The following is an 18,626-nucleotide window of genomic DNA, read 5'->3' as shown; positions in this document are numbered from 1 at the left end:
AAAATAAGATGAGATAATTACCCTACGCTGCCTTCGAGGGTAAGGGCCAAAAGTTTTTGCGCTTCCACGGCAAACTCCATGGGGAGTTGGTTCAACACTTCCTTAGCATAACCGTTCACGATCAATGCCACGGCCGATTCTTCGTCGATGCCGCGTTGCAAACAGTAGAAGATCTGGTCTTCACCGATCTTGGATGTGGTGGCTTCGTGTTCGATGCGTGCCGTGTTGTTCTCTACGTCGATGTAGGGGAAGGTGTGCGCCCCACATTTATCGCCCATCAGGAGCGAATCGCATTGTGAGAAGTTGCGCGCATTTTCGGCGCGTTTCATGATATGCACCTGGCCACGGTAGCTGTTTTGCGAGTGACCCGCGGAAATTCCTTTCGATACGATGCGCGACTTCGTGTTCTTGCCAATGTGGATCATCTTCGTGCCCGTGTCGGCTTGCTGATAATTGTTGGTGACGGCCACGGAATAGAATTCGCCCATGGAGTTGTCGCCCTTCAAAATACACGAAGGATATTTCCAGGTGATGGCCGAGCCTGTTTCCACTTGTGTCCACGAAATCTTCGAGCTGTCGCCAAAGCACAAGCCGCGTTTCGTCACGAAGTTGTAGATACCACCTTTGCCATTCTTGTCGCCGGGATACCAGTTTTGCACAGTAGAGTATTTTACTTGCGCATCTTTCATGGCATAGATCTCTACGACGGCGGCGTGAAGTTGATTTTCGTCACGCATGGGTGCCGTGCAGCCTTCGAGGTAACTCACATAAGCTCCTTCATCTGCCACGATAAGCGTTCTTTCGAACTGACCTGTGTTGGCGGCATTGATGCGGAAGTACGTCGACAATTCCATCGGGCAGCGCACACCTTTGGGGATGTAGCAGAAAGATCCGTCTGTGAATACCGCAGAATTCAGTGCGGCGAAATAGTTGTCGTTCACAGGGACCACAGATCCCATGTATTTCTTCACCAATTCAGGATGTTCCTGAACGGCTTCACTGAAAGAGCAAAAGATGATGCCCAGCTCGGCGAGTGTTTCCTTATAAGTAGTAGCGACGGAAACGCTGTCGATCACGGCATCTACCGCGATACCGGTAAGGCGTTTTTGCTCCGTCAAAGAAATGCCCAGCTTCTCGAAAGTTTTGATCAACTCAGGGTCGACATCTTCGAGATTTTTGGCTTTTGCTTTTTGTTTGGGAGCAGAATAGTAAATGAGGTCCTGGTAATCGATGGGAGGGTAGGTCACGTTGGGCCATTTGGGCTCCTTCATCTTGGTCCACTGGCGAAAAGCGCTCAAACGCCACTCCAGCAACCATTCAGGCTCGTTCTTTTTGGTGGAAATAAACCGTATGATACTCTCGTTGAGACCCTTAGGCGCCGAATCGGTTTCTATATCTATAGTCCAGCCATGTTCGTACTCCTTCGAGGTCAACTCCTCTAAAACCTGATTGTCTTTACTCATAGCAGTCTATTTAGACTAATTTTAAACAACCTACAAAAGTATAACAAAAATGCCATTTTTAGGTTCTTTGAGGCCCAGAAGTTTTCGTTATGAGGAGTACCAACCACCGTCAGGTGAGGTTCAAACTCCTGTCCAGGCTCTCTTCCAACGATATCATGGTCTCCGTCCGTTCGATGCCTTCCACTTGCTGGATCTTGTCGTGTAACACCTGTTTGAGGTGATTGGTGTCCTTGCAGTGGATCTTTGTGAACATGCTGTAGTTTCCGGTGGTGTAGTGGATGTTCGTGATCTCGGGGATGGCTTTGAGTTTGGCCATCACCTGGTCATAGAGGGCGCTCTTCTGAAGGAAGATGCCAATGAAGGCTGTGATGTCGTAGCCCAGCTTGGCATAGTTCACTTTCAGGGTTGTTTTCTCGACAATACCGGCTTCTTCGAGCTTATTCATGCGGACGTGGACGGTGCCCCCGGAGACAAATGCTTTCTTGGCTACTTCCGTATAAGGCTTTTTGGCGTCTTGCATGAGGATTTCGAGGATCTTCAGGTCGACATTGTCAACTTTATAATTTTCGGCCATGTAAAATTTGAGTTTTGACTATAATTCAAAAATATGAAATTAAATTAAAAAATATACAATTATTCAAATGTTTCATTGTTTAGCATAGCAGCTTTTGCGTTACTTTGTTAAAGATTTTACAACGCACACACATTTATCACACAACAAAACACAACTTGTAGGGTGTTGAAATTTGGCAGACAAGCCCTCCGGTCTCGGGGGTGGAGACAACGGGATAAAGTCCAGCCTTTGGCGACCTAACTGCTCCGTGGAGGTTCGAACCCTCCCTCTACAGCAACCACACACGCACACACACAACAACATTGTAGGGTGTTGAAATTGGCAGACAAGCCCTCCGGTCTCGGGGGTGGAGAGTACGGAAGAAAGTGTAAGCACCCTGATCCCAGTAACTACTACCAGGATCAGGTCTGTCACCTAACCGCTCCGTGGAGGTTCGACTCCTTCCTCTACAGCTAGCTCAGTTTAGGTTAATGAGTTATTCAGAGCTGCCCGTCCCGGTTTCGGGGCGGGTTTTTTATTTTATTCCTTTCGCATATTCGCTATTGATTTGCTGGCAAACAATCGTTTGCTTTGAATCTGATAAAAATTGAAGGATTTCCCATTTTTTAGTCCCTGTCTATGAAAGATTTCCCCTGGTTCAAAAATTACCCGGAAGGCGTTGCTCGCGAAATAAAATTATACGACTATCCTTCACTGCTGGCCTTCTTCGACGCCGGTTTCAAAAAATACAGCGACCGCGTAGCCTATGAAAACATGGGCGTGACAATGACTTACCGCCAACTGGACGAGCTTTCCACCAACTTTGCCGCCTATCTGCAGCAAGACCTCGGTTTGAAAAAGGGTGAACGCATCGCGATCCAGATGCCCAATATGCTGCAATTCCCTGTGGTCTTCATCGGTGCCTTGCGCGCAGGGCTTATCGTGGTGAATACCAATCCCTTGTACACCCCTCGGGAGATGGAGCACCAGTTTAAGGATGCGGAGATTTCGGCCATTGTCATCGTCTCCAATTTTGCCTTCCACCTGGAAAAGGTATTGACCACCACGAAAATAAAACACGTCATCATTACGCAGCTTGGCGATATGCTGGGCGGCTTGAAGGGAGCGCTGGTAAATTTTGTGGTGAAGAACATTAAGAAGATGATCCCGGCCTACAATGTACCCCAGGCCATTGCTTTCAAAACGGCCATGAAGAAAGGCGCTTCGCTGAAACTGAAACCGGTGGAAGTCGATCTGAAAGACATTGCCGTGCTTCAATACACAGGAGGCACAACCGGCATTGCCAAAGGCGCTCAGCTTTCACACGGAAACCTGATCGCCCACAATTCCATGATCACCGAGTGGTTTAAGCCCTACATGAACAAGAACGCCGACAACCTGATCGTGACCGGCATTCCGATGTACCACATCTTCGCCCTGAGCGTGAACGGGTTGCTGATGTTTAGCACCGGTGTGAAGAATGTGCTCATCACCAATCCCCGCGATATGGAGGGATTTTGTAAGGAATTGAAGAAACATAAGTTTACCATCCTCACCGGCGTGAACACGTTGTTCAATGGCATGTTGAACAATCCGCATTTTAAAGATTTGGATTTCTCCCACTTGCATGGTGCGGTTGGCGGCGGCATGGCCGTTCAGGATGTTGTAGCGAAAAAGTGGAAAGAGGTGACCGGCACCGCCCTCGTAGAAGGGTATGGCCTCAGTGAGACTTCGCCGGTGCTGTGCTGCAATCCGCTGGACGGCAAACACCGACTGGGTACGATCGGTCTGCCGGTGCCCAGCACTGAAGTGGCGGCGTTTGATGAAGCGGGCAATCAGTTGCCCCAGGGCGAAACCGGCGAACTTTGCGCGCGTGGCCCGCAGGTGATGTCGGGCTATTGGAAAAAAGACAATGAAGGTGTTTTCTTCCCCGGCGGCTGGTTCCGCACGGGCGATATAGGCCTCATGGATGCCGACGGATTTTTCAAGATCGTGGATCGCAAGAAGGACATGATCAAGGTTTCCGGCTTTAATGTGTTTCCCAACGAGATCGAGAATGTGGTGGCGGGCCATCCCAAGGTGTTGGAAGTGGCGGCCATTGGCGTGCCCGATGCGAAGTCGGGGGAGGTGATCAAGATCTTTGTGGTGAAGAAAGACCAGAGCCTCACGGAAGAGGAGTTGATAAAATATTGTCATGAAAACCTGACAAACTATAAGGTCCCCAAGCACGTTGAATTCCGGAAGGAGCTCCCGAAGACCAACGTGGGTAAAATTTTGCGGAGGGCCTTGAAGGAGGAAGAAGAAGCAGCCCACCACGCGGTGGCATAACGCGCGTTTCTTTGCGCCTCCGCGCCTGCCGAAGCTTTAGCGAAGGTGAGGCGTTGAAAATTTTACCGTCAGGTTGCAAAAGCACAAAGTCTGAAACAAAGACGTTTTTTATTCGGGCAGAGTTCGGTATTTTAGTTTCTGATCCTTAATTCTACTGTATATGATTGGCTTTTTCGAACATCAGTACCTCTCGTACAAAAAAAATCACATTAAGAACCTCCTTGCCCTGGCCAAGGCAGATGGGCACATGCACCCCAAGGAGGAGGCTTTGCTGTACAAGATCGCGAAACGCTATGGGTTGAAAGACCGCCAGGTGCGGGAGCTTTCGGAAACGGAGGAGAGATTTGAGGTGAATGTTCCGGATAATCACAACGATAAAATGAACCTGCTTTACGATCTCATCCTGATGGTGTATGCCGACGAGGTGGTGGACCAGCACGAGATCGAATTCTGCGAAGACGCGGTGACGCGCTTTGGTATGAAGAAAGAATTGGTTGGATGGTTATTGCAGGAGTTCGAAAGAGGCACACCTCCGCCCCCTGAAGAGTGGGAGGAGATCAAGCGCGAGGCGAAAGCGAACTTTGTACTGTAGGTACCTTCACCGTTGCCGGGTTGGGTTGAACACTAAATGTGCGCCGGTAATCGTTTGAATTTTATGAAAATCACTGCCCGATCCTGAAGGGAACCTTAATGGCTTGGAATGCATTTAAATCTTGCACACCCGAAATGCGGGAGCCCCAGTTTGTCGGAAGATTTAAATGTTATTACCTTTCAACGATTGGACGATTAACGGTAAATTGAGGAGGAAAGCAGTAGCAGGTTATGGATGAATACAGAAAACTCACTACCCAGGAGAAAGCCCTTCGTATCAACCTAAGCAGAGCCATCTATGGGTCTTTCGCCGAGATCGGCGCAGGACAGGAAGTAGCAGCCAATTTCTTTAAAGTAGGAGGAGCCTCCGGAACGGTGGCCAAAACCATGTCGGCCTACGACATGAAGTTCAGCGACGCCATCTACGGCGTGGGCGATCGCTATGTTTGTGAAGAGCGACTGATCCGCATGTTGGATCACGAATACGTGCTGCTCCCCGAGCGGCTACCACACCGCATCGAGACCACCCGCTTTTTTGCCTTTGCCGACACCGTAGAGGTGCTCAACTACGACCGCACCAACCAAGGTCACGGCTGGATGGGATTGCGTTTCCAACTCACCCCCCAGAGCGAGCCAAACGATTGCGTGCTGCACTTGAAAATGCACGACAACGATCCCCTGCAACAGCAATATGCGCTGGGCATTGTGGGAGTGAACATGCTGTATTCCTGTATGTTCCTGAATAACCCCGAAGAGATCCTGATGTCGCTGATCGACGGGTTGACCGCGCGACGGATCGAGATCGATATGTTTCGCCTGAATGGACCGGATTTCAAACACGTCGACAACCGGCTCATGGCATTGAAGCTCGTGAAGAACGGCCTCACCAAAGCCGCCATGTTCGGCCCCGACGGCAACGTGATGCAGCCTTCGGATGAACTTTATAAAAAGAATGTATTGGTATTGCGCGGCCGTTTCCGTCCGCCCACCCACGTGAACGTGGATATGCTGTTGGCTTCGCGCCGGCATTTCAAGCATGAATCGGATGTGGATCGCTCCAATATCGTTTTGATCTCGGAACTGACGCTCAACGACCTTAGCCCCGACGGCAAGATCGACGAACGAGACTTCCTGCACCGTGCCGACATTTTGTGTTCGCTGGGACAGAACGTGCTGATCTCCAACTATTTTGAATATTACCGCCTGGTAGAATACCTGTCCAAGATCACACGAGGGAAGAAGATCGGCATCACCATGGGAATCTTTGCGTTGCAAAAGGTTTTTGAAGAAAAGACCTACGAAAATCTTCGCGGCGGAATCCTGGAATGCTTTGCGTCGTTGTTTGGCACCAATGTGAAGCTATACATTTACCCGGCGTGGCAGAACAACGAGCTGTTCACCCTGAAGAACTTCGAACAAACCCTGCCGCCAAACCTGAAAAACCTTTTCCGCTTTCTGATGGACAACAACAAGCTGGAAGAGATTCAGGAAGCCAACGTGAAAAACCTGCACATCATTTCCGACAATGTCCTGGCCATGATCAAGAAAGGCGAGCCGGGCTGGGAAAAATTTGTGCCCCACAAAGTGGAAGAGGCCATTAAGAACTTTGGCTTGTTCGACTATCCCAAAGAGCAGGCCACCAACCAGGTTTCGGTGGGCGGTTAGCATTCGATTCCATCTCACGGTAAGAGGATTTCCCCGTCCCTGTAGTCCAAATTGACAGGATTATTTTGCAACGTTATGGCTACGCTCCATGGCAAATTCAATTTTTATTTCTAAAGAATAACTGGCAAGACGGTGTACAACGGCTGGGGTGGCTGTTTTGTACTTGAGATAAGCATTTAATTGAAATTTGGTGGCGTGTTTGTTTGGTGATCTGGGGGAAAAGAGTAGCTTTGGATATGCAACGACGGGAGGAAGAATTGATGACAACGATGGAGCTATACAAAATGCTCCCGGAAGGATTGCGTGCAGAGATTATCGATAGCCAAATTTATATGTCACCCGCTCCGTTTATGATACATCAACGGATCCTCAACAAAATCAATAACAAACTTTTCAACTACCTGGAAGAAATGGGCCACGGTGAAGTCGTGATTGCACCCATGGATGTGTTCTTTGAGGAGGAGAAAACGTCTGTTCAACCCGACCTGGTGGTTTTGTTAGACACGAACCCTGCCGTTCGGGAAAATTTCGGACATATTCATGGAACGCCGGACTTGCTGGTAGAGGTGCTTTCGGACGGAAGTCAGGCCTATGATCTCATCCTGAAGAAGGAACTCTACGAACGCTTTGGTGTGAAGGAATATTGGGTTGTTGACCCCTTTTCGAAGCGGGCCCACGTGTTTCAATGGATCGATGGCATCTTTGTGTTGGCGGGCGATCGGATCGGTCACATTTATTCGCCGTTGCTGAAAATTGATCTGAAGTTTTAAATCACCGGATTCTTTCCGTCTACGTCCAATCACTACGGCTGGAAAATTTGTCGTCACGATCGCGCCGCTGATTAGGTATTTGCTGCTATTACGATTTGCGTAGTGCAAGCTTTCCTTGGGAGGCGCCCATCCAGTGGCAAAGTTGATAGAGCAGGCGTGCGCCGACATTAGCGTCCCAGTCGTCGTTGCCGGGGGCCACTTCGTTCAGGTCGAAGCCGATGATCTTTTTTCCGGAGAGGACCAGTTTTTTTAGAAGATATGTTACCTGTTGAAATTCCAGGCCGCCAGGGACCGGCGTTCCCGTGTTGGGGCAGAGTTTAGGGTCGAGACCGTCGATGTCGAAACTGATGTAGACCAGGGGAGGAAGTTGTTTGATGATCTCGTCACATTGGGCGTACCAGGTTTTTCCCTGGTAGGCATAGGCCTTGAGGTCGTCGTCGAAAAAAGTGGTGATGCGTCCCATAGCCCGGTGGATAACATCCATTTCTTCGGCGCAATAATCGCGCACTCCCACTTGAACGAGCTTTCCGACGGCGGGAATTTTCAATGCGTTGTACATGATGGAGGCGTGCGAATGGGTGAAGCCTTCATAGGATCTGCGCAGATCGGCGTGGGCATCGATCTGGAGGATGCCAAAGCGGGGGTGTTGTTCACTCAGGGCTCTAAGAAAACCCAAGGGTGTGCTGTGGTCGCCGCCGACCAAGGCGACGAGCTTTCCTTGTTTCAGATAACCTTGTGTGACCGACTTGATGTAGATGTTGAAGTTTTCGCAAGCTTCGTTGATTTTTGAGAGTACGACATCGTCGGGCGAAATGGTTTCGCCGTTTTCAATGCGGGCGAGGTGTTCGCGTGACCAATTGCGCAGCTTTTTGTTTTCTTCCAGCATGTCGGCAGGAATAGGGAGCATGCTTACGCCGAGTTTCCAGGCGTCGGGGATGTCTTGGAGGAAATGGTCCACTTGAAGGGACGCATCCAGGATGGCTTGCGGTCCGTTCGCCGTCCCGTCATGATAGGAAACGGTGACTTCCCAAGGTGCGGGAACGAGGATGAGTTCCGCGTTGTCGGGAGAAAAGGGGAGACCGAAAATATTCCCTTTCATTCCGGGACCGTTTGGGTCGAAACGTTGTATGGCTTCTTCTTTGGAGAGCATGGACGGCAAAAAAATTAAGAGACGATCAATCCGGTTGTAAGATGCCGGGGTGGGTGTAGTTTTCAAGTTCGCCGTTCCCCTGGCTCACTTCTTTCCAGGAATGAATGTTGAATTTAATGACCGCCACGCCGCCGGTGGCCATGTCGCCGATCTCGGATTGTGTGAGGTACTCGGTCACGTAGGTGATGACGGGATTGTGGCCGACAATTAATATAGTGTTAAACCGGTCGTCGAGGCCGCTGAGAAACTGGAAGAACGTGCGCGACGAAGCTTCGTAGAGTTCTTCGACGACGGAAATCTTCTCGGTGTCCATCTTCATGGCGTCGGCCACGAAGCGTGCGGTGTCTTCGGCGCGTTGTGCTGCGCTGGTCAGTATGCAATCGAAGGAGATGTTTTGCTGATACAGGTGGGTGCCGATGACAACACATTCGCGCAGGCCACGGGGCGTCAGCGAGCGGTCTTTGTCGGACTGGCCAGACTGTTTTTCGGCACTTTCAGCATGGCGCAATAAATAGAGGTGTCGTGTCATACCGGGGTCAGAATAGCAGTATGGTTGGGCTAATCGCTTCAATATTAAGCAGCCTAAATTAAAAAAGTTGAAAAAGAATGTTGAAAATATGCTAATCACGTGAAGGTCAGCCTCTAAATAATAGCGCGCAGACCATCCGTTCATCCCCGTTTGGGGCGTGGAAGGAGGGGTCAAATTTGATTTTTTAAAAATTTACTGATATTTGAACCTCTTGAAAGTTAAGCAGCATGTCAAAAAATCTAGTAATAGTTGAATCTCCGGCGAAAGCAAAGACCATTGAAGGTTACCTGGGTAAGGACTTTAAGGTGGCGTCGAGCATGGGACACATTCGCGATTTGCCGAAGGGAAGTGGGGCCATCGACATCGAAAATAACTTCGAGCCCACCTATGAGGTGAGCGCCGATAAAAAGGATATTATCTCCAAACTCAGAAAACTTGCCGACGACGCCGATATGGTTTACCTGGCGAGCGATGAGGACCGCGAGGGGGAAGCCATTTCCTGGCACTTGAAGGAAGTGCTGGATCTGACCGACGCCAAGACGCGGCGCATCGTATTCACAGAAATAACCAAGAAAGCGATCCTCAACTCGCTGGAAAGCCCTCGCGGCATCGATATTGACCTGGTTAACGCGCAACAGGCCCGTCGTGTACTTGACCGGTTGGTTGGTTACGAGCTGTCGCCCATTCTCTGGAAAAAAATCAAAACGGGTTTGTCGGCCGGCCGCGTGCAGTCGGTGGCGGTGCGTCTGGTGGTGGAGCGCGAACGCGAGATCACGGAGTTCAAGGCCAAGTCGTCCTTCAAAGTGAACGCACTTTTCGACCTGGGCAAGGGAAAAAACCTTGTCGCAGAGCTCTCGGAGCGTTTCGATTCTGAAGAAGAGGCCATGGCCTTCCTGGAATCGTGCAAAGGAGCAAAGTTTTCGATCGCCGATTTGCAAACGAAGCCCTCCAAACGTTCACCGGCACCTCCCTTCACCACGTCGACCTTGCAACAGGAAGCGGCCCGCAAGCTGGGCTTCTCGGTGGTCCAGACCATGATGGTGGCGCAGAAGTTATACGAGGCCGGTAAGATCAGCTACATGCGTACCGACTCTGTGAACCTTTCTGACGAAGCGCGCAACGGTGCTCAGAAACAGATCACGTCAGCGTTTGGCAAAGAATTTTTTCAATCGCGTGTTTATAAAACCAAGTCGTCGTCGGCACAGGAAGCTCACGAAGCGATCCGCCCGACGGATTTTTCGGTGAACGATCCCGGCATGGACCGGAATGCACTCCGCTTGTACGACCTCATCTGGAAACGTGCGATTGCATCGCAGATGGCCGACGCAGAATTGGAGAAGACGACAGCGACCATCAGCATTTCCACCAACCCCAGAACCCTGATCGCATCGGGAGAAGTGATCAAGTTCGAAGGATTTTTGAAAGTATATATGGAGTCGGGCGACGACGACGATGAGGAGGAGAACAGCAAAGTGCTGCCGCCCCTCACTATCGGCCAGCAGTTGACTTTGGATGAGCTTGTGGCCAAGCAAGTATTTACCCGCCACCCGCCCCGTTACACGGAAGCGAGCCTCGTGAAAAAACTGGAAGAGCTTGGCATCGGCCGGCCTTCCACCTATGCGCCCACCATCACCACCGTGCAAAAGCGCGGCTATGTAGTGAAGGAGGCCCGCGAAGGTGTTGAAAGAAAATATACCGTACTTTCCCTGAAGTCGGACGACATCTCACGTGTGGTCGAAACGGAAATTACCGGCGCAGAAAAGAATAAGCTTTTCCCCACCAACACCGCCATGGTGGTGAACGATTTCCTGGTGGATCACTTTCCCGACATCACCGATTTTTCATTCACCTCGGAGATCGAACAGGAGTTCGATGAGATCGCCGATGGCAAGCTGGACTGGAAAAAGATGATCGACAACTTCTACCGTCCCTTCCACAAAAAAGTGGCGCTGACGGAAAAAGTGGAACGCTCGTCGGTTGGTAAAACAAAAGAATTGGGTGTCGATCCAAAGACCGGCAAGAATGTGTATGCGAAGCTGGGAAAATTCGGCGCCTATGTTCAGATCGGCGAGAACCCCGACGACAATGGCGGGGAGAAACCAAAGTTTGCCAGTCTTCGTCCTGGCCAGTTCATCGAGAACATCACGATGGCAGACGCGATGGAGCTTTTCAAAATGCCCCGCGACCTGGGCTTGTTCGAAGAAAAACCTGTAGTGGTGAGCATCGGCCGGTTTGGGCCGTACGTGTTGCACGACAAGAAGTTCGTGTCGATACCCAAGGACATCGACCCTTATACCATCACTCCCGAGAGAGCCGTCGAGCTGATCGAAGCCAAGCGCATTGCCGACGCCAACAAGACCATCAAGCTTTTTGCGGAAGATCCCGAGATACAGATCCTCAACGGTCGCTTTGGTCCCTACATCAAAGCGGGCAAGAAGAATGTGAAGATCCCGAAAGACAGAGAGCCCGCCTCCCTCACGTATGAAGAATGTGTGGCCCTTGCCGCGGACGCACCGGAGCGAAGAGGAAGATTTGGCCGCAGAGCGCCTGCCGAGACGGCAACAAAAACGGCCGCCAAAACGGCGACCAAAACCGGGGAAGCACCCAAGAAGACTACAAAAGCAACGGCCGTTAAAAAAACTGCGCCGAAGAAAGTGGCCGCAAAGAAAACCGCTGCCAAGAAAACTGCCGCGAAAAAGACAGCTGCAAAAAAAGCGGCTCCTAAAAAGAAGAAATAATCTATCCATCGAAGTCACGCAAAGAAAGCCCAGCGCTTTCTTTGCCCTGACTTTGCTCTCCGTGCCCTTGCTGTAAAAAAGCGGATCTCCGTTCAGATCCATCGCACAAAATCGTATTTTCGTCCTCATCCTTTTTATTTTATGAAAAAGAAACTGGTGGTGCTTAGCGGTGCCGGCATCAGCGCCGAGAGCGGAATACCTACCTTTCGCGATTCGGATGGCCTATGGGAAGGTCACAACGTGATGGACGTGGCTACGCCCGAGGGATGGCAGAGAAATCCCGCCCTTGTGCTGGACTTCTACAACCAACGCCGCAAGCGCGCCCTCGAAGTGAAGCCCAACCGTGGACACGAGATCCTGGCGGAGTTGGAAAATTATTTCGACGTTACCGTGGTGACTCAGAATGTTGACGACCTGCACGAGCGCGCCGGCTCTTCGCACGTGATCCATCTTCACGGCAGCTTGTTTGAATCTCGCAGCACCAAGGACGAGACGTTGGTCTATCCCATCCGGGGCTGGGAGCTCAACCTGGGCGATGTATGCGCTAAAGGTTCACAGCTCCGGCCGAACATCGTGTGGTTTGGCGAGATGGTGCCTCTCATGGAAGTAGCGGCAGACCACGCCGCCAATGCCGACTTCTTTGTGGTGGTGGGCACGTCGATGGTGGTGTATCCTGCCGCGGGCCTGATCAGTTATGTTCCGCACGATGCGTTGAAGTTTGTGGTGGACCCCAAGCTTCCGGAGATGGGGAACATCCCCAGCCTGCAGATGGTTGCCGAAAAGGCGAGTACGGGCATGGAGAAGGTGAAGCAGGCGTTGATGGGTTTGGCCTGAGCGATCGGCACCCGTTTTAATTTTACCTGGAGGAATGGTAGATTCGGGTAAACTTAGACCCGACATGCTGCGAACGATCCTATTTCTTATAGTGCTCTGCGGAGCCGGACAATCCATCATCGCCCAAGACAACATCGTTGCGTTCACGACGTCCAATCTTCCCGTGATCGTCATCCAGACTCATGGTCAGGACATCCTGGACGATCCCAAGATCGAGGTCGACCTGGGGATTGTCGATAACGGTGTGGGTATGCAAAATTCCGCGACAGATGCTTTCAATGTATACGACGGCAAGATGGGTATCGAGATCCGCGGTTCGTCGTCGCAGATGTTCCCTAAAAAGCAATACGGTGTGGAGCTTCACGATGATCTGGGCAAAGACAATGAAACCGCGTTGTTTGGTTTTCCCAAGGAAGAAGACTGGGTGTTTTTTGCGCCCTACAATGATAAAAGCCTTATGCGTGACGTGCTGGCCTACAAGATGGGTCGCGACCAGGGACGCTATGCGCCGCGAACAAAGTATTGCGAGTTGGTTTTGAATGGAACGTATATGGGTGTGTATGTCGTGATCGAGAAGATCAAGCGCGACAAAGGTCGTGTGAACATCAACAAGCTCGATCCCGAAGAGATCAGTGGCGACAACCTTACCGGGGGCTACATCATCAAGATCGATAAGTCGACGGGGGATGGCGATGGGGGATGGTACTCCGCCCACAAGCCGTATCCGAGCGCCTGGCAAAGCACCAACTTTCAATACGAAGAACCCGCATACGACGACATTGTTCCCGAGCAAAAGACCTATATCCAAAACTACATCGCGCAGTTCGAAGGCGCGCTCGCCGGCGATGGCTTCAAGGATCCAGTCAACGGCTATGCTAAGTATATCGATGTAAATTCCTTTATCGACTACATGTTGATCCAGGAGGTGACCAAGAATGTGGATGGCTACCGGCTCAGCACTTTTTTCTACAAACAGCGTGATTCCGATGGTGGCAAACTATCGATGGGTCCCATCTGGGATTTCAACCTCGGTTTTGGCAATGCCGATTATTGCACCGGTGGCACGCCCGACGGCTTCGTCTTGGGTTTCAATGCGGTTTGTTCCGACGACACGTGGCAAATCCCCTTCTGGTGGACACGGTTGCTGGAAGACGAGGACTTCAAACAAAAATTAGCCGCGCGCTGGACGGAGTTGCGCGCCGGAAAGTGGCAAGAGCCTGTTTTGTTGGCGTATGTTGATTCAGTTGCCAACGTGCTCAACGGGGGAGCCCAACAGCGCAACTTTGAAGCGTGGTCAGTGCTGGGAAAAAAGATATGGCCCAATTTCTTTGTCGGCAATACCTACAAGCAAGAGGTCGACTATTTGAAGAACTGGATCAGCGACCGGCTCGCCTGGCTTGACCAGAACCTTCCGCAGTTGGTTACAGACGCGGAGCAACCCCCCCTAAACCAAGCCGAAGTGAAACTTTACCCGAACCCTTTCCGGTCTGCACTCACGCTGGAATACACGCTTCAGAAACCGGGCCAAGTGAATCTTCAGCTTTACGATGGGTTGGGCCGGGCTGCACAGAGCATCACGCTGAAGTCGGAACAGGCCGGTCATTATCAATACACCTGGCAGGTGGATGTGCCGGGAGGTTTTTATTATTACCGCTTGCAACAAGGTGCCAGCGTGCTGGGACATGGCAAGCTGAACAAACAGTGAAGCAATCGATTTTTTTTCAATACAGTGAATTATGGTATTAGCGTTCGACATTGGTAACTCCGACATCACGATAGGATTGTACAAAGACAGCGCCTGGCAGCACACGTGGCGTGTGCCCTCGCAGGCTGACTTGCCGGAAATGTTCTATGCGATGAAAGTGCGCGACTATTTCCTGGAGAGCCGGATCGGGCTGGACGAGGTGAGCCGTGTAGCGATCAGCAGCGTGGTGCCCGATCTCACGGGAAAGCTGGTGCATGCCGCGCGGACGTTGTTTGAAAAGGATCCCCTCGTGCTGGGACCAGCGGTGTACGAAAAGTTGCCGATAAAAATATTGCGTCCCTATGAGATTGGCTCAGACCTGGTTTGTAACGCTTTTGCAGCCTACACTTTTTTTAAACGCAGTTGTGTCGTGATTGATTTTGGAACGGCCCTGACCTTCACCACCCTGTCGCAGGATGGGGAGATATTGGGAGTGTCGATAGCGCCGGGGTTGAAGACGGCCATCAAGTCGCTGTCACAAAATACCGCGAAGTTGTTCGACGTTCCCTTGATTATGCCAACGTCGGTTTTAGGAAGAGGGACCGTGCATGCTATTCAGGCGGGCGTGTTGGTGGGGTATGAAGGCATGGTGAAACATATGCTGCAGCGGATTCGCACGGAGCTGAATGATGATAGCCTGAAGGCTGTTGCCACCGGTGGGCTTTCGTCTATCATTCCCTCGCTAAAAGAAACGTTCGACCACATCGATCCAAACTTAACCTTAAATGGACTGAGATTGATAGGCGAGGTATTTGCGTGAAGTGGACGCGGGGCTTAATACCACCGCATCTTCCGCTTGTACTTTAACAAGGCTCCCGTCAGCGTAGCAAACCCACCGACCAATCCACCGATCAGGGCCGTCACCAGCATCAGCACGAGTTTACTTTTAACGGTGAGGATTGTAGCCACGCGGGTGGACAGGTCAGACACGGTGTGCGCATCAGCCCACCAGGCTTTCAGGAACCACAACAGTGCGATGGCCAGGAATCCCGCCAGGAAATTTGCATTCGACTTGAAAAAATATCCCATGGCCAATGCCACCACGGCAAGGCTATACCATGGCAGGAACAGTTGGACGATAAACGCGGAGACCAGGATGGCAAGGAATTGTATAACGAACTTCATAAATGGTTACGGATGGAGTTGAGTTGAATATTTGATTCTGCCGTCGCGGGGGTCGCGCAGGAAGGGGATCGAGAAGTATTGACCATCCACCCAAGGCTGAAGCATATCGACATAGTGGGCGCTGCCCAGGTTGCCCGATTGACCTCCGGGATACACGGCCCACATCTTGACCCCGGATTTCTCCAGGCTCACGATCATGCGCCAGGACGGCCCGTGTGTACGTGAATGCGCGTTCACAATGTCACGATTGCCACCAGCCTTTATATATACACGCAAGGGCTCCAGGCGAGTGAGATGTCCCACATAGCCGTCTTTGTATTCGCCCCACGCCGCAGTGGTTTGTCCATGATCACTCTTCCACTTCTCCATCGACGCCACGCTTTGTGAAAACGCTTTACGGATCACTTCGGTAGCCGTTTCTTTTTCAGGCGTCTTCACGATGTCGAAAAAAGAGAACGTAGGGTTCTCCTTCAGCAGGTAGATCGTGTTGAAGGTGGTGGGGATTTCCAGCGTGTGGCCGGCCATCTCATCCCAGATCAACGGCATCAGGCTGTTCCACCAGGCTTCGTAATAGGAAGCTCCTTCGGAAGCCTTGTCGTTGTAGCGATTCCACGAAACCAATATTTGCCGGGCTTTTTGTTCTGCTGGCGTGAGCGAGGCCGAGTCCAGTGCTTTTAGAAAATAGGGGAGGCTTTCTTCGGCTTTCAGGTTGAAATTGTCGGTTTGCAATTTCATCATGTCCTCCGGGCGGATGTGGTCCAGACCGGCGAGCGTTTGGTTGATGCGGCGGTTGCGATAGGCCTCGAAGCTGGAGGCGGTGATGTAGTACGGGTAAGTGCCATCCACGGGGTATTGATTGGCGGAGCTCACAAATCCCCGTGCCGGATTTTTGTCCATGATATTTTGATCGTTGGGAATAAACGCGTTCCACCCGTTGGAGCTTTTGCTTCCGTCGAGCAGAAACTTCCCTTCCTGTTGGCGGCGCACCGGGAATTTTCCCTGGACGCGCATGGCGATGTCGCCAGCGACAGAGGCAAATACAAAATTTTGAGCGGGCGATTCATATAAATCCAAAGCCTCCATGTAGTCGTGGTGGTTCTTGGCGCGGTTGAGTTTATAGAACGCGAGGAATTCGTTTGAAGGATCGTGCGAGATCCAGCGGAATGCATAGTATTTTGGATTGCCTCGTTCGCCGAAAGTGTCGTCGTAAGTCACCGGTCCCCAGTGCGTGTAGAGCACCGTATCGTAGTAAGCGGGGCCATCTTTCACCACGAATTTCTCAACCGTTCTCTTTGTGTCCACCCACTGGCCGTCGAGCAGGTATTTGTCATGCTTGTTGTCCTGGAAAGAAACTTGGTACCAATCCACCAGGTCGCGCTGCGCATTGGTCACACCCCATGCGATAGAATCGGTACAGCCGATAATGATGCCAGGGGCACCTGGAAGGGAAGCGCCCATTGTGTTGACGCCGGGGGCGTGGAGTTGAAGGGCATACCACAAAGACGGAAGATTCAATCCGAGGTGAGGATCGCTGCAGAGGACGGGAGATCCCGTAGCGGTTTTGCTGCCGCTCACCGCCCAGTTGTTGCTCCCGGTGGTGGGGTCGGAGCTGGGAAGTTTTTTGACTTTGATCGGTTCGGCGGGAAGTTTTTTGAGTTGGACCAGTTCGTCGGGAAGCGCCAGTGGCACCGTGTCGAGGGTTACCGGTTTGAATTTCCAGCCGTTTGGCTTGTCTACGATCGGGTCGCTCACGGGCTCACGGTCGGGGTAGAGCGCCTGCAGCACATCGAAGCCGAACATTCTCAAGGCGTTTGTCATTTCCATGTCCTTGTCGCGCATGTTCAGGGTCTGGGCCATGCTTTTGAGGAGCAGCGCGCATTTTAGCGGCGTCCAGGGCTCGGGTTTGTAGTGCAGGAGCTTGTATTCGAAAGGCAGGGTTTTGTAGTCGAGTGTCTGGATATAGGCATTGACGCCTTCCGTATATTTTTCAACTATTTTGTGCGTCACGGGATCGCTTTCCAAGGATTTTAAGGCGTGTTCGGCTGCAAAGGCCAGGCCCAGTCGTCGCTGGCCGCGATCGTAGTTCAGGACGGCGTCGCCAGGGCCACGACCGATGATCTCGGTGAGGCGGCCGGCGGCGGCATGGGTTTGGAATTCCATTTGCCAGAGGCGGTCGTGGGCGGTGATGTAGCCTTGCGCGAAGTAGAGGTCTTCTTCGTTTTGGGCAAAAATGTGGGGCATGGCCAGGCTATCGAACAGCACGTTCACCTTGTCGTGCAGGCCTGGGATGGGCATTGCATCGGCGATTTGGGGACCGGAATCCTCCAGGTTTGCCCAGAATCCCTGAAAAGGGTCCAGGAAACGGCCCACGGGAGGCACCGGCGCATTCTTGATGGTCCAGGGACGATCCAACGCATAAACAAGCCCTACGGTGATGGCCAGGCAAAGAAAAAATTTGAAGACACGCATAATCCGGGATTAACGGCTTGCATCCAGAGGAGAGGTTCGGGGAATGCAGCGGAAACAGGGAGGTAAAATAAAAAGCTTTTCCTAATTTTCGGAACACATCACCGAAAATTAACAAACGTTTGAAACTCATCTTATCCCCCTACAGCAAGGAACTCATCAAAAAGGCCGGCAACATCAAGGCCATTTTCTTTGATGCCGATGGCGTGTTGAGCGATGGCAAGATCATCTACGACGAAAACGGCAAGGAGACCAAGAACTTCAACGTGAAGGACGGATTCATCATCACGCACCTGAAAAAAGCAGGCATTCTCACCGGTATTATCTCCGGTCGCGATTCCGGCGCCACCGCCAAGCGGGCCGTTGAATTGAAACTGGACTTCTGCCACCAGGGCATCCTCGACAAAGCTTCCGTGTTTGAAAAACTGGTGAAGCACTATAAACTCAAAATGAAAGAAGTGGCCTACATTGGCGACGACATCAACGACCTGCCTGTGCTGCGCCTCGCCGGCCTCAGCGTTTGCCCCAGCGACACGTTCGACTACATGAAGCAGGAAGTGGACCTGGTGACGCGCGCCGGTGGCGGACAAGGCGCCTTGCGCGAAGTGGCCGACCTGGTGCTGGCCGCCCGCGGCGAAATGGAAAAAATTATAAGAGGATAGACCATGAG

The 18,626-nt window shown here is 51.6% G+C and carries 15 protein-coding genes; 9 read left to right on the top strand and 6 right to left on the bottom strand.

Features of this window, described 5'->3' with window-relative positions; all coding sequences use genetic code 11:
* Positions 1-17: 17 nt before the first annotated feature.
* A complete protein-coding gene (gene sufB / locus BUB30_RS04715) occupies positions 18-1,463 on the bottom strand; it encodes a Fe-S cluster assembly protein SufB (protein ID WP_073131528.1) in 1,446 nt (481 codons plus the stop codon).
* Positions 1,464-1,572: 109 nt separating this feature from the next.
* On the bottom strand, positions 1,573-2,037 hold the full coding sequence (locus tag BUB30_RS04710; RefSeq protein WP_073131526.1) for an Lrp/AsnC ligand binding domain-containing protein: 465 nt from the start codon (positions 2,035-2,037) through the stop codon (positions 1,573-1,575).
* A 618-nt stretch (positions 2,038-2,655) separates the two neighbouring features.
* On the opposite strand from BUB30_RS04710, the gene BUB30_RS04705 reads away from it, so the two are divergent.
* From BUB30_RS04705 to BUB30_RS04690, 4 genes are all read left to right on the top strand, one after another.
* The gene (locus BUB30_RS04705; protein WP_073131524.1) at positions 2,656-4,344 is read left to right on the top strand and encodes an AMP-binding protein; all 1,689 of its coding nucleotides are present in this window, start codon (positions 2,656-2,658) and stop codon (positions 4,342-4,344) included.
* A 160-nt stretch (positions 4,345-4,504) separates the two neighbouring features.
* A complete protein-coding gene (locus BUB30_RS04700; RefSeq protein WP_073131522.1) occupies positions 4,505-4,936 on the top strand; it encodes a TerB family tellurite resistance protein in 432 nt (143 codons plus the stop codon).
* 230 nt (positions 4,937-5,166) lie between these two features.
* A complete protein-coding gene (locus tag BUB30_RS04695) occupies positions 5,167-6,600 on the top strand; it encodes a nicotinate-nucleotide adenylyltransferase (protein WP_073131520.1) in 1,434 nt (477 codons plus the stop codon).
* Positions 6,601-6,836: 236 nt separating this feature from the next.
* Positions 6,837-7,370, top strand: coding sequence for a Uma2 family endonuclease (locus BUB30_RS04690; RefSeq protein WP_073131518.1), 534 nt, complete (start codon positions 6,837-6,839; stop codon positions 7,368-7,370).
* Between the two features lie 88 nt (positions 7,371-7,458).
* Here the strand turns inward: BUB30_RS04690 and BUB30_RS04685 are convergent, their stop codons facing one another.
* The gene (locus BUB30_RS04685; protein WP_317044191.1) at positions 7,459-8,469 is read right to left on the bottom strand and encodes an agmatinase family protein; all 1,011 of its coding nucleotides are present in this window, start codon (positions 8,467-8,469) and stop codon (positions 7,459-7,461) included.
* A gap of 76 nt (positions 8,470-8,545) precedes the next feature.
* Positions 8,546-9,049, bottom strand: coding sequence for a phosphohistidine phosphatase SixA (gene sixA / locus BUB30_RS04680; RefSeq protein ID WP_073131515.1), 504 nt, complete (start codon positions 9,047-9,049; stop codon positions 8,546-8,548).
* 227 nt (positions 9,050-9,276) lie between these two features.
* Between sixA and topA the strand changes: the two genes are divergently transcribed.
* The 4 genes from topA to BUB30_RS04660 all read left to right on the top strand — a co-directional run bounded on the left by topA (position 9,277) and on the right by BUB30_RS04660 (position 15,125).
* Positions 9,277-11,787, top strand: a complete 2,511-nt coding sequence (gene topA / locus BUB30_RS04675) for a type I DNA topoisomerase (protein ID WP_073131514.1) — start codon at positions 9,277-9,279, stop codon at positions 11,785-11,787.
* Positions 11,788-11,928: 141 nt separating this feature from the next.
* On the top strand, positions 11,929-12,621 hold the full coding sequence (locus BUB30_RS04670; RefSeq protein WP_073131512.1) for an SIR2 family NAD-dependent protein deacylase: 693 nt from the start codon (positions 11,929-11,931) through the stop codon (positions 12,619-12,621).
* Between the two features lie 64 nt (positions 12,622-12,685).
* The gene (locus BUB30_RS04665; RefSeq protein ID WP_178377026.1) at positions 12,686-14,326 is read left to right on the top strand and encodes a CotH kinase family protein; all 1,641 of its coding nucleotides are present in this window, start codon (positions 12,686-12,688) and stop codon (positions 14,324-14,326) included.
* Positions 14,327-14,357: 31 nt separating this feature from the next.
* Complete coding sequence (locus BUB30_RS04660) at positions 14,358-15,125, top strand: type III pantothenate kinase (protein ID WP_073131509.1); 768 nt, start codon at positions 14,358-14,360, stop codon at positions 15,123-15,125.
* Positions 15,126-15,139: 14 nt separating this feature from the next.
* On the opposite strand, the gene BUB30_RS04655 is transcribed toward BUB30_RS04660, so the two are convergent.
* Together BUB30_RS04655 and BUB30_RS04650 are read right to left on the bottom strand one after the other, a co-directional pair.
* Positions 15,140-15,490 carry a hypothetical protein gene (locus BUB30_RS04655; protein ID WP_084137903.1) on the bottom strand — a complete coding sequence of 117 codons (351 nt, stop codon included), beginning with the start codon at positions 15,488-15,490 and terminating at the stop codon, positions 15,140-15,142.
* 6 nt (positions 15,491-15,496) lie between these two features.
* On the bottom strand, positions 15,497-17,959 hold the full coding sequence (locus BUB30_RS04650; RefSeq protein WP_073131508.1) for a penicillin acylase family protein: 2,463 nt from the start codon (positions 17,957-17,959) through the stop codon (positions 15,497-15,499).
* 119 nt (positions 17,960-18,078) lie between these two features.
* Between BUB30_RS04650 and BUB30_RS04645 the strand changes: the two genes are divergently transcribed.
* Positions 18,079-18,618 (top strand): KdsC family phosphatase, encoded by a 540-nt coding sequence (locus tag BUB30_RS04645; RefSeq protein ID WP_073131507.1) that lies wholly within the window; start codon positions 18,079-18,081, stop codon positions 18,616-18,618.
* The last annotated feature ends 8 nt before the right edge of the window (positions 18,619-18,626 follow it).

The sequence above is a fragment of the Chryseolinea serpens genome, assembly GCF_900129725.1.
Lineage (GTDB): Bacteria > Bacteroidota > Bacteroidia > Cytophagales > Cyclobacteriaceae > Chryseolinea > Chryseolinea serpens.
Note: the sequence above shows the minus strand (reverse complement) of the source record. Positions and strands in the feature narration are given on the sequence as shown.

Coding starts and splice junctions, on each gene's coding strand:
- sufB (WP_073131528.1), bottom strand. CDS start 1,463: ATGAGTAAAGACAATCAGGTTTTAGAGGAGTTGACCTCGAAGGAGTAC.
- BUB30_RS04685 (WP_317044191.1), bottom strand. CDS start 8,469: ATGAAAGGGAATATTTTCGGTCTCCCCTTTTCTCCCGACAACGCGGAA.
- BUB30_RS04670 (WP_073131512.1), top strand. CDS start 11,929: ATGAAAAAGAAACTGGTGGTGCTTAGCGGTGCCGGCATCAGCGCCGAG.
- BUB30_RS04665 (WP_178377026.1), top strand. CDS start 12,686: ATGCTGCGAACGATCCTATTTCTTATAGTGCTCTGCGGAGCCGGACAA.
- BUB30_RS04690 (WP_073131518.1), top strand. CDS start 6,837: ATGCAACGACGGGAGGAAGAATTGATGACAACGATGGAGCTATACAAA.
- BUB30_RS04710 (WP_073131526.1), bottom strand. CDS start 2,037: ATGGCCGAAAATTATAAAGTTGACAATGTCGACCTGAAGATCCTCGAA.
- BUB30_RS04660 (WP_073131509.1), top strand. CDS start 14,358: ATGGTATTAGCGTTCGACATTGGTAACTCCGACATCACGATAGGATTG.
- BUB30_RS04700 (WP_073131522.1), top strand. CDS start 4,505: ATGATTGGCTTTTTCGAACATCAGTACCTCTCGTACAAAAAAAATCAC.
- BUB30_RS04655 (WP_084137903.1), bottom strand. CDS start 15,490: ATGAAGTTCGTTATACAATTCCTTGCCATCCTGGTCTCCGCGTTTATC.
- topA (WP_073131514.1), top strand. CDS start 9,277: ATGTCAAAAAATCTAGTAATAGTTGAATCTCCGGCGAAAGCAAAGACC.
- BUB30_RS04705 (WP_073131524.1), top strand. CDS start 2,656: ATGAAAGATTTCCCCTGGTTCAAAAATTACCCGGAAGGCGTTGCTCGC.
- BUB30_RS04650 (WP_073131508.1), bottom strand. CDS start 17,959: ATGCGTGTCTTCAAATTTTTTCTTTGCCTGGCCATCACCGTAGGGCTT.
- BUB30_RS04695 (WP_073131520.1), top strand. CDS start 5,167: ATGGATGAATACAGAAAACTCACTACCCAGGAGAAAGCCCTTCGTATC.
- sixA (WP_073131515.1), bottom strand. CDS start 9,049: ATGACACGACACCTCTATTTATTGCGCCATGCTGAAAGTGCCGAAAAA.